The organism is Amycolatopsis sp. CA-126428 (assembly GCF_002904335.1).
GTDB lineage: Bacteria > Actinomycetota > Actinomycetes > Mycobacteriales > Pseudonocardiaceae > Amycolatopsis.
Genome location: NZ_PPHF01000125.1, coordinates 19,047 through 28,788, shown reverse-complemented (window position 1 = coordinate 28,788; position 9,742 = coordinate 19,047). Strand labels below are relative to the sequence as shown.

8 protein-coding genes are annotated in these 9,742 nt (G+C 72.9%); 2 read left to right on the top strand and 6 right to left on the bottom strand.

From position 1 onward, the window contains the following. Window positions 1-59: 59 nt before the first annotated feature. The 3 genes from C2L58_RS30490 to C2L58_RS30480 are packed head-to-tail and all read right to left on the bottom strand — an operon-like array spanning window position 60 to window position 4,521. Window positions 60-944 carry a S8 family peptidase gene (locus C2L58_RS30490; RefSeq protein ID WP_199191518.1) on the bottom strand — a complete coding sequence of 295 codons (885 nt, stop codon included), beginning with the start codon at window positions 942-944 and terminating at the stop codon, window positions 60-62. A gap of 43 nt (window positions 945-987) precedes the next feature. Next, window positions 988-3,333 (bottom strand): caspase family protein, encoded by a 2,346-nt coding sequence (locus tag C2L58_RS30485; RefSeq protein ID WP_233226027.1) that lies wholly within the window; start codon window positions 3,331-3,333, stop codon window positions 988-990. A 57-nt stretch (window positions 3,334-3,390) separates the two neighbouring features. Then, window positions 3,391-4,521 carry an erythromycin esterase family protein gene (locus tag C2L58_RS30480; RefSeq protein ID WP_103341125.1) on the bottom strand — a complete coding sequence of 377 codons (1,131 nt, stop codon included), beginning with the start codon at window positions 4,519-4,521 and terminating at the stop codon, window positions 3,391-3,393. A gap of 31 nt (window positions 4,522-4,552) precedes the next feature. Here C2L58_RS30480 and C2L58_RS30475 point away from each other — a divergent pair, with 31 nt between their 5' ends. After that, window positions 4,553-5,188, top strand: coding sequence for a TetR/AcrR family transcriptional regulator (locus tag C2L58_RS30475; protein ID WP_103341124.1), 636 nt, complete (start codon window positions 4,553-4,555; stop codon window positions 5,186-5,188). On the opposite strand, the gene C2L58_RS30470 is transcribed toward C2L58_RS30475, so the two are convergent. The 3 genes from C2L58_RS30470 to C2L58_RS30460 are packed head-to-tail and all read right to left on the bottom strand — an operon-like array spanning window position 5,148 to window position 9,349. Beyond that, complete coding sequence (locus C2L58_RS30470; protein ID WP_369904258.1) at window positions 5,148-5,597, bottom strand: GNAT family N-acetyltransferase; 450 nt, start codon at window positions 5,595-5,597, stop codon at window positions 5,148-5,150. The genes C2L58_RS30475 and C2L58_RS30470 overlap by 41 nt on opposite strands. A 20-nt stretch (window positions 5,598-5,617) precedes the next feature. Then, the gene (gene recG, locus C2L58_RS30465) at window positions 5,618-7,771 is read right to left on the bottom strand and encodes an ATP-dependent DNA helicase RecG (protein ID WP_103341123.1); all 2,154 of its coding nucleotides are present in this window, start codon (window positions 7,769-7,771) and stop codon (window positions 5,618-5,620) included. 3 nt (window positions 7,772-7,774) lie between these two features. Further along, complete coding sequence (locus C2L58_RS30460; protein WP_103341122.1) at window positions 7,775-9,349, bottom strand: DAK2 domain-containing protein; 1,575 nt, start codon at window positions 9,347-9,349, stop codon at window positions 7,775-7,777. A 134-nt stretch (window positions 9,350-9,483) separates the two neighbouring features. Here C2L58_RS30460 and rpmB point away from each other — a divergent pair, with 134 nt between their 5' ends. Continuing rightward, window positions 9,484-9,675, top strand: coding sequence for a 50S ribosomal protein L28 (rpmB, locus tag C2L58_RS30455; protein WP_003091970.1), 192 nt, complete (start codon window positions 9,484-9,486; stop codon window positions 9,673-9,675). Window positions 9,676-9,742: the final 67 nt, after the last annotated feature.

Sequence of the window (9,742 nt, the reverse complement as noted above, 5' to 3'; positions counted from 1 at the left end):
GGCAACGCGCCCCTCAGCCTCCCGGCAACGCGCCCCTCAGCCTCCCGGCAACGCGCCCCTCAGCCTCCCGGCGCCGCGTACAGCAGCCGGTTGGCCGTCCCGTCCGGCACCCCCTTGAGCGCATCCGGCGTCGCCGCGCGAACCAGGGCCTCGTCCACCTGGGCCGGGGTGTCCCCAGGGTGCTGAGCGCGGTACAGCGCCGCCACGCCGGCCGCGAACGCCGCCGCCATCGAGGTGCCCGATTCCGGGCCCGCGCCCGTGCCGCCCGCGATCGGGGTCGGGATGTCGCTGCCCGGGGCGTACAGGTCGACGGCCTGGCCGGAGTTCGACGTCTTGTCCGGGCGGTCCTGGGCGTCGGAGGCCGCGACCGTCAGCGCCTCCGGCACCCGGCCCGGCGAGAAGCCGCTCGCGTCGGCCGTCTCGCTGCCCGCCGGCACGGCGATCGGCACCACCGTCGCCAGGCGCTTGACCGCGGCGTCGAGCTGGTCGTTCGGCACCCCGCCGATGCCCAGGACGGCGACCGCGGGCTGCTGGGCGTTCTGCGCGACCCAGTCGATCCCCGCGATGATCTGGTCGGTCGCGCCCCCGCCGTCCTTGTCGAGCACCCGCACCGGCACGATCTGCGCGCCCTTCGCGACGCCGTAGTCCTTGCCCGCGGCGATGCCGGCCAGGCGGGTGCCGTGGCCGTTGAGGTCGGTGGTGTCGGAGCCGCCGCTCAGGAAGTCCCGCCCGGGCGCGACGCGGCCCTGGAAGTCGGGGTGCTTCGCGTCGACGCCGCTGTCGATCACGTAGACCGTGACGCCCGAGGCGTCGCTCGCGTAGTGGTAGGCGTGGTCGAGGCCGGTCCGCTGGTCGATCCGGTCCAGCCCCCAGCTGGGCGGATCGGGCTGCACCCCACCGGTCGAGACCGGCCCGGCGAGCACGGCCACGGCCGCGAGAAGCATCCTCATGATCGTCGTGGTACCCCGGCGCTGCCCGGACGACAACTCAGGACTGTCGCCCGTTCGGCTGATTCCGCGCCCGGACGGCCAGGACGACGGTGTCGGCGGCCAGCAGCACGAGGGCCACCACGGCGATCAGCTGCCCGCCCAGCGCCAGGGAACTCGCCTCCACGACGGAGGCGAACGTCGGTGCCAGCACGCCGATCAGCCCGGCGGTCCCCGTGGCCAGCACGGCGCAGCCGACCGGGCCCGGGCGAAGCGTCATGGCGACGACCGGCACGATCACGGCCAGCAAAGCGCCGAGCAGGAAGTAGGCGGTCGCCCGGCCGGCGTCACTGGAGTCGTAGGTGTTCAGGTCGACGAGCTGGACGATCCAGCCGATCGCGGCCGTCACGCCGAGCCCGATCGCCGCCCACGCCGGCCAGCCGCGGACCGGCCCGGCGGCCAGTGCGACCGCGGGGCTCCGCCGGAGCGCCGCGAGCGCGCTCACCCCCGCGACCACCCAGGCGATGTGGGCGAGCAGCTCGAAGGTGTAGCCGGTTTTCAGCTCGGGGTCGCCGTTCTGCGACAGCGCGATCGCCTCGCCGAGGAAGCGCAGCAGCCCGAAGAGCGCGGCGAGGCCGGTCCCGAACAGCAGCGCGGGACCGGTCGACGTCCTCGTCCGCGGCGTCAGCGTCAGGATTCCGGCGAGCAGGGCGCACGCGGCCACGATCAGGACGGCGGACTCCATGCCGGGCCGGTACTGGGTCAAGGAATAGCCGTAGCGGTAGTCCAGCGACAGCCCGGCCACCGCGAACACCACGCCGGCGATCGCGACGATCCCGGCGAACCCGCCGACCGGATCCATCGCCCCGGCCGGTTCCGTGGCCGGCCGGGCAACAGGTCCAGCAGCCGCCGCAGGCCGCGCTTCCGCCGCGACGACCGGCTCCGGCTCAGCCGCCGCTGCGGGCTCAGGCGCAGCGCCCACTGCAGGCTCGGGCACAGCCGCCGCTGCGGGCTCCGCCACAGCGCCCACGGCGGGCTCGGGCTCGACCGCCGTTGCGGGCTTGGGCGCAGCCCCCACGGCGGGCTCGGGCCCGGCCGCCGGTGCCGCCGGATCCGGCTCGGCTTCCGCAACCACCGCTTCCGGCTCGGCCTCCGCCACCACCTGCTCCGGCTCAGCGACCGGCAGGGCCTCGACCTCCACCGCGACGACCACATCCCCGGTGGGCCCGCTCACCACGACCTTCCCCTGCCGCGTCCCGGACTCCCCCGCCGTGACCGACAGGTGCGCCCCGCCCGGAACCTCCGCCACCGCGATCCACGGGTGCGAAGCCTCGAACCGCACCTCCCGCGCCACCGGCGGCCCCGAAACCCGCAGCGAAGCCGATGCCCGCGCACCCGCCGGTGCCGACAACCGCACCGATGGCACGTCCACGCGCACCACCGCGAACGACAACGCGTCCGAAGCCGCCGCGGCCACGTGCTCGATGTCGGTCGAGGCCATCGTCTTCAGCGCCTCGAACGCTCCCATCGCCACCGGCAGGTTCGCACTCGACAACCGGCGCCGCAGCTCGGCCACCGCGCCCAGCCTGGTGAACGGGTTCTCCGCCCCGATCGCCGCCGCCAGGTCGGGCGGGACCGCGGACGGCTTGATGCGCCGACGCCGGCTCTTCGCCAGGTACAGCTCTCCCTGCATCTCGATGTCGCGGCTCGGGGTCTGCTTGGGGTTGCGCTCGCGGACGCGGTCGAACAGGTACTCGTACAGCTCACCCAGGGCGATCCAGCCGTCCTCGTCGCGGTCCGCCTCGCCGGTGCGCAGGCCCTCCACCAGCGCCGACGTGAACACCGACGGCTGGGCCGGCTCGTCCGAAGCCAGCGTCGCGCCCTCGAACGCGTACTCGATCGAGTTGGACGCCGTGATGACCGCGCGCCCCCGGCCGCCGCGGAAGCTGTCGAGCACGTTCGCGTCGCCCGAAGCCCGGATCGCCACGCCCTGGCCGAACGCCCCGCCGTAGCAGCAGTCCAGCAGCAGGACGATGCTGCGCGAACGGCTCTGCCGGATGCACTGCTGCACGAACTGGGCCGGGATCGCCGTCGACCGCAGGCGGTCGGGCCGGGTGTTGCGGGCCGCGAAGTACAGGCCGCCCGAATCGTCCTTCAGGCCGTGGCACGAAAAGTGCATCAGGAGGACGTCGTCGGGCTTGCCCTCGAGACAGAGGTCCTCGATCTCCGCCTGGACGACGTGCGCGGTTTCGTTCCGCACGACGCAGACCTCGAAGTCGCTGATCGCCCGGTCGCCGAGCACCCCGGCCAGGGCGTCGGCGTCCGCCGCGGGGGAGCCCAGCCGCTGCAGCCCCGCGTTGTCGTACTCGCCGTTGGCGACGATCAGCGCCCGCCTCCGCCCGGCCATACCGGTAGGAAACGCCCATCCGCCCGTTACGGCAAGCAGCCGAACGGGCACACCTGTTCAGCGGTGGACCGGAAAAATCGTTTCCTGCTTCTCCAGGCAGACGACGGCGTCCCACGCGGCCGCGACGTCCACCGCGGGTGTCAGGTGCGCGTGCCGGATGGCCGTCGCCGCCGGGTGCGCGACCACGCACGGCGCCCGATCCGCCAAGACCGCCTCGACGCTGCCTTCCGCCGGTGCCCCGAGGGGCTGCTCGAACATCCGGAACCCAAGCGGGAAAGCGGGATCGGGCGCCAGGCCGGTCGTCGTCCCCGAGACGGCGGTGAGCGCCAGCGCGAAGTAGCGCTCCCCCAGCTCGGCGGCCAGGTGCGCGCCCGCCGACGGCGCCGTCATGCCCGGCACCGGCGAGAACGGGACGCGCTGGAGGTGTCCGTTGTGGATCATCAGCACGATCTTCTCGCCGGGGAAGCGCCGCCGCAGCAGCCGCACGGTGGCCGCCATGTACGTGTCCCGCGACGAACTCTGCGGCTCGGGCGCGCGGCCCGCCGTGAGCGCGTCCAGCTCCCGCAGGTAGAGGTCGACGCGCAGAGCGCCCTCCGCGTGGTGCGCGGCGACGGCACCGTAACCGAGGGCCTCCACGTGTCCTTTCAGGACGGTCAACGCGGTCGTCGCGGCATTCCGCGCTTCGGGACTCATCGCCGCGTACCGACCCGGTGCGACCGCGCTGCTCACCGACGCGTACGGCTCGCACGCGGAGAGGGCGTTGTCCACAAGGGACACGTTGGCCGGATCCACCCGCAGGACCTCCGCGCGCAGCGCCTGGAGCGCGGGCACCGGCGAGCCCGCCGAACCCGGCACGTCGAGCCCGGAGAACCGGACGCCGCGGCCGCGCAGCCAGGTCAGCATCTCGCGCACCTCCGCCGAGTCGCCGAGGCCGAACGTGAAGCCGTCCCGGGCGATGTCGGCGACCTCGCCCGGGCCGCCCCGCAGCCACGCGTCGACCAGGTGTCCCTCCGCGAACCCGCCCTCGAACCCGAGCACCGTGAACCCGCGCTCGGTGACGAGGTGGCGCAGGAGGCGGTCGCGCAGCACGCCGAACTCGCGGATGTGATGGTTGTTCTCGCCGATGGCGACGACCTCGGCGTCGCCGATCAGGTCGGCGATTTCGGCAACGGCGACGGTTCCTGGCATACTGAGCACACTAACGCAACAGGAGTAGCAGTTGGCCACCGAGATTTCCGGGACGAAGCGTCCGGGCGGCCGCACCGAGCGGACCCGCCTCGCCGCGCTCGACGCCACCCTCGAGCTGCTCGGCGAACGCGGGTACGCGGAGCTGACCGTCGAGGCGGTCGCCGAACGCTCCGGCGTGCACAAGACGACGCTGTACCGCCGCTGGGAGTCCGCCGAAGGCCTGGTCGCGGCCGCCCTGCTGCTGGGCGCCGAGCAGGAGTGGGCGGTGCCGGACACCGGATCCCTCGAAGGCGATCTGCGCGCGATCAACCTCGAACTGGTGCGGTACTTCACCACGCCGGGCGAACGCGAGCTGCCCACGGCGTCGATCTCGGCGGCGTTCCTCTCCCCCCGCGCGGCCGACGCCCTGCGCGAGTTCTACGTCGACCGCCACGCCCGTTCGGCGGCCGCCGTGGCCCGGGCGATCGACCGCGGCGAAGTCCCGCCCGGCACCGACCCGGTGGAGCCGGTGCGCGTGGCCTGCGGGCCGATCTTCTACCGCCTGTTCGTGTCCCGGGAAGGCGTGACGCCACAAGACGCCGGAGTCGCCGCGGCGGCGGCCGCGGCGGCCGCCAAAGCCGGGGTGTTCACGGCAACGGGCGGCGGAACCGCATCTCCTCCAGGGTGACGCGCCCGTCGTCGATCGTCTCCGTCTGGCGGGCGCCGTCGTCCACCCAGCCCTGCCGGACGTAGAAGGCCTTCGCCCGCTCGTTCGTCGCGAGCACCCACAGGACAGCACTGTCGCCGGAGAGCTCTTCGACGACCCGGTCGTGCAACGTCCGGCCGAGCCCCCGTCCCCAGAACTCCGGCAGCAGGTAGAGCGCGTACAGCTGCGAAGGCCCGAAGGCGGCGAAGCCCGCGATGACGCCGTCTTCCTCGGCGACGAGCACCCCGCCGCCGTCACCGATGCGCCGGGCCCAGGCCGCCGCCCGCGAGGAAGCCGAGAGCCGGGCGAGGAACTCCGCCGGGATCAGGCCCGCGTACGCCGCCTGCCAGGACCGCACGTGGATCTCGCCGATCGCCGGGGCGTCGGCCACCGTGGCGGCGCGGACGGTGCTCAGCTCTTCTCCAGGTACTCCGCGCGCTCGACGTCGACGACGTCGGCGACCATCTGCGCCAGGCCGCGGTACTTCGTCAGCTCCGGGTCCTGCGTGACGAGTTCCTGCGCCAGGGCCCGGGACGCGGCGATCACGTCCTCGTCCCGCAGCAGCGACAGCAGCTTGAGCGTGGACCGCTTCCCGGACTGCGCGGCGCCGAGGATGTCGCCTTCGCGGCGCAGTTCGAGGTCGAGGCGCGAGAGCTCGAACCCGTCCGTCGTGGACTCGACCGCCGCCAGCCGCTCGCGCGTCGCCGTGCCGTCGAGGGTTTCGGTGACCAGCAAGCACAGCCCCGGCACGCTGCCCCGGCCGACGCGGCCGCGCAGCTGGTGCAGCTGGCTGACCCCGAACCGGTCGGCGTCCATGATCACCATCGCGGTCGCGTTCGGCACGTTCACGCCGACCTCGATCACCGTGGTGGCCACCAGGACGTCGAGGTTCCCGGCGGAGAACGCCCGCATCACGGCGTCCTTGTCGTCGGGCGGCATCCGGCCGTGCAGCACGCCGATCTTGAGGCCCTGCAACGGGCCGTGCTCCAGCTCGGGCGCGACCTCGAGGACCGCGAGCGGCGGCCGCTTGTCGCTCTTGTCCGACGGCGGCTCGTCGCCGATCCGCGGGCACACGACGTACGCCTGGTGGCCCTTGCCGACCTCTTCGCGCACGCGCTGCCAGATCCGCTCGAACCAGGCGGGTTTCTCGGCGACCGGCACGACCGTGGTGGCGATCGGCGACCGCCCGACCGGCATTTCGCGCAGCGCCGACACTTCCAGGTCGCCGTACACGGTCATGGCGACCGTGCGCGGGATCGGCGTCGCGGTCATGACGAGCACGTGCGGGCTGGTGTCGCCGGCGCCGCGGGTGCGCAGCGCGTCCCGCTGCTCGACGCCGAAGCGGTGCTGCTCGTCGACGACGGCGAGGCCGAGGTCGGCGAATTCGACGTGGTCCTGGATCAGCGCGTGCGTGCCGACGACGATGCCCGCCTCCCCGCTGACGATCTCCAGCAGCGACTTCTTGCGTTCCTTCGCCCCCATCGACCCGGTGAGCAGCGTGACGCGGGTGGCGTTCTCCGCCGCGCCCAGCTCGCCCGCCTGACCCAGGTCGCCGAGCATCTCCCGCAGCGACCGCGCGTGCTGCGCGGCCAGGACCTCGGTCGGCGCCAGCATCGCGGCCTGCCGCCCGTTGTCGACGACCTGCAGCATCGCCCGCAGCGCGACGACCGTCTTGCCCGAGCCGACCTCGCCCTGGAGCAGCCGGTTCATCGGGTGCTCCGTGGCCAGGTCCGCGGCGATCTCGTCGCCGATCCCCCGCTGGCCCGCGGTGAGGTCGAAGGGCAGCCGCTTGTCGAAGGCGTCCATGAGGCCGCCGCTGACGTGCGGGTTGGCCTTGGCCGGGCGTGAGATGGCCGAGTGGCGCCGCTGCGCGAAGATCAGCTGGACGGCCATGGCTTCGTCCCACTTGAGCCGCTTCTTCGACGCCTCCAGGTGCGCCCAGTTCTCCGGGCGGTGGATGCCGCGCAGCGCGTTGTCGAGGTCGGCCAGCTTGTGCAGCCGCCGCAGCTCGGCGGGCATCGGGTCGTCGTCGACCTCGAGGACGTCGAGGACCTGGCGCACGCACTTGGCGATCGACCAGGTCGGCATGCCCTGCGCCGCCGGGTACACCGGGATGATCGCGGCGAGGAAGTTGTCCATCGCCTCGGCTTCGTTCTCGGCGTCGAACAGCTCGTACTCGGGGTTCGTCAGCTGCAGGGTGTCGCGGAAGGCGGACACCTTGCCGGCGAACAGGCCGGTCTTGCCGGGGACGAGGTCCTTCTCGCGCCAGGCCTGGTTGAAGAACGCGCAGGTCAGCCGACGTTTCCCGTCGGTGATGACCATGTCGATGATGGTCCCGTTGCGGGCCTTCATCCGCCGCTTGCTCACCTTTTCGATGCGCGCCAGCACGGTGGCGTGCTCGCCCAGCTCGAGCCCGTGAATGTCGGTGAGCTCGCCGCGCTCGGCGTAGCGGCGCGGGTAGTGGCGCAGCAGGTCGCTGACCGTCTCGATCTCCAGCGACGTGGCGAGCGCCTTCGCCGTCTTGGCACCCAGCAGCAACGGCAGCTTGTCGCGCAGTCCGGCCATCCGCTATTCGACTCCCATCAGCAGCACGGCGTCCGCCTGGCCGCTGGCGTAGCTGGTCAGTTCCACCTCCGGGTGCTCCACCCGCAGCTGCTCGGCGAGCTCCTCGGCGACCCCCGGCGGGGCCGCCGCCCCGCTCAGCACCGTCACCAGCTCCCCGCCGAGCGCGAGCATCCGGTTCAGCACCTTCATCGCGGCCGCGACCAGGTTCGTCTCGGACGCGGGCGCGGGCTCGATCAGCACCACCTCGTCGTCGACCAGGCCGACCACGTCGCCGGACTGGGCCCGGCCCACCCAGGTTAGCGACTCCTCCTGCGCGATCCGCAGTTCGCCACGCCTGGTCGCGGCGGCCGCTTCGGCCATCGCGACGACGTCGTCGTTGGTGCGGCGCCCGGCGTCGTGCACGGCGAGGGCGGCCAGCACCTGCACCGGAGACGCGCACGGGATGACCACGACGTCCCGGTCGGCGGCCATCGCGTGCCCGGCCGCGGTGTCGGCGGCGGCGGTGAGGGCGACGCTGCCCGGCAGCACGGTCACGTGGCGCCCGGCGGCCTCGTTGAGCAGGCCGATCATGTCCTCGACGCTCGGCGTCCCGCCCTCCGGCACGGCCAGCACCGGGATGCTCTCGGCGCGCAGCAGCTCAGCCAGTGCCCCGCCGTGGACGACGGCGACGACCGTGCGGTCGATCCCACCACCGGGCTCGATCGGCGTCGGCGTGAGCAGCGGCTCGACCCGGATCCTGCGCGGGCGGCCGAGCGCGAGCCCGGCCTCGATGGCGGCGCCGATGTCGGCGCAGTGGACGTGCACGGCGTGGCTGCCCGAGCCGTCGCCGGCCACCGTGACGCTGTCGCCGAGGCCGCTCAGCTCCTTGCGCAGGGTCGGCAGGCTCGCCTCGTCGACGCCGTCCAGGAGGTACATGACCTCCCAGGCGTAGGCCTCGGGGGTTTCGGTGCGGACTTCGAGCGCGTGCTCCTGTTCGAGCGGCGCGCCGGTCAGCACGCCGACCAGCGCGTCGAGCACGGCGACGAGACCGCGTGCCCCGGCGTCGACGACCCCGGCCCTGGCCAGCGCGGGCAGCTGCTCCGGCGTCTTCTCGAGGGCGTGCGCGGCCTCTTTAGCGGCCTTCGCCGCGACGTCACCCAGGGAACTCGCGTCACCCCGGACGGCGAGGGCGACGGAATGCAGGACGGTCAGGATGGTCCCGGCGACCGGGCGGCTGACGGCGCCGGTGGCGACCTCGTCGGCGTGGCCCAGCGCGCGGGCCAGCCACGGGCCGTCCAGGTCGCCTTCGGCGCGATCGGCGAGCCCGCGCACGACCTGGGAAAGGATCACGCCGGAGTTGCCCTTGGCCGAAGCCACGGCGCCCCGCGCGAGAATTTTCAGCGCGTCGGCGGCGGTTTCCGGGGTTGCTGCGGAGAGTTCCCGAGCCGCGCCGGTCATCGTGAAGAGCATGTTGGAGCCGGTGTCGGAATCGGCGACGGGGTAGACGTTGATCTCGTCGATGGCCGGCCGCAGGCTCGCGAGACTGTGCACACAGCCCGCCGCCCAGGCCGACACCGCCGCCGCGTCCAGCACCCGCACCCCGTAACCTCCTGACCGGTCCTCGGGCAGCGTATCGACCCGGTGCGGAACCACTGGAATGCAGTAGTTACTATGGTCGAGTTGCCCAGTCCGTCTGGGCTCATCTCTATGACCCAGATCCAAAGGAGTTCGACGTGGCTGCCGTGTGCGACGTCTGTGGCAAGGGACCCGGCTTCGGCAAGTCGGTCTCGCACTCCCACCGCCGTACCAACCGCCGGTGGAACCCGAACATCCAGACCGTCCACGCCAAGGTGGGTGTGTCCCAGCGCAAGCGCCTGAACGTGTGCACCTCGTGCATCAAGGCGGGCAAGGTCGTTCGCGGCTGAGGCGAGAAGAGTTCGAATGGCGGGTGCTCCTCGGAGCACCCGCCATTTTCATGTCCACAGCCCGTCG

Excerpts from the sequence above, each read along its gene's own strand:
- C2L58_RS30485 (WP_233226027.1), bottom strand. The coding sequence starts at position 3,333 with ATGGCCGGGCGGAGGCGGGCGCTGATCGTCGCCAACGGCGAGTACGAC.
- recG (WP_103341123.1), bottom strand. The coding sequence starts at position 7,771 with ATGGCCGGACTGCGCGACAAGCTGCCGTTGCTGCTGGGTGCCAAGACG.
- C2L58_RS30490 (WP_199191518.1), bottom strand. The coding sequence starts at position 944 with ATGCTTCTCGCGGCCGTGGCCGTGCTCGCCGGGCCGGTCTCGACCGGT.
- C2L58_RS30480 (WP_103341125.1), bottom strand. The coding sequence starts at position 4,521 with ATGCCAGGAACCGTCGCCGTTGCCGAAATCGCCGACCTGATCGGCGAC.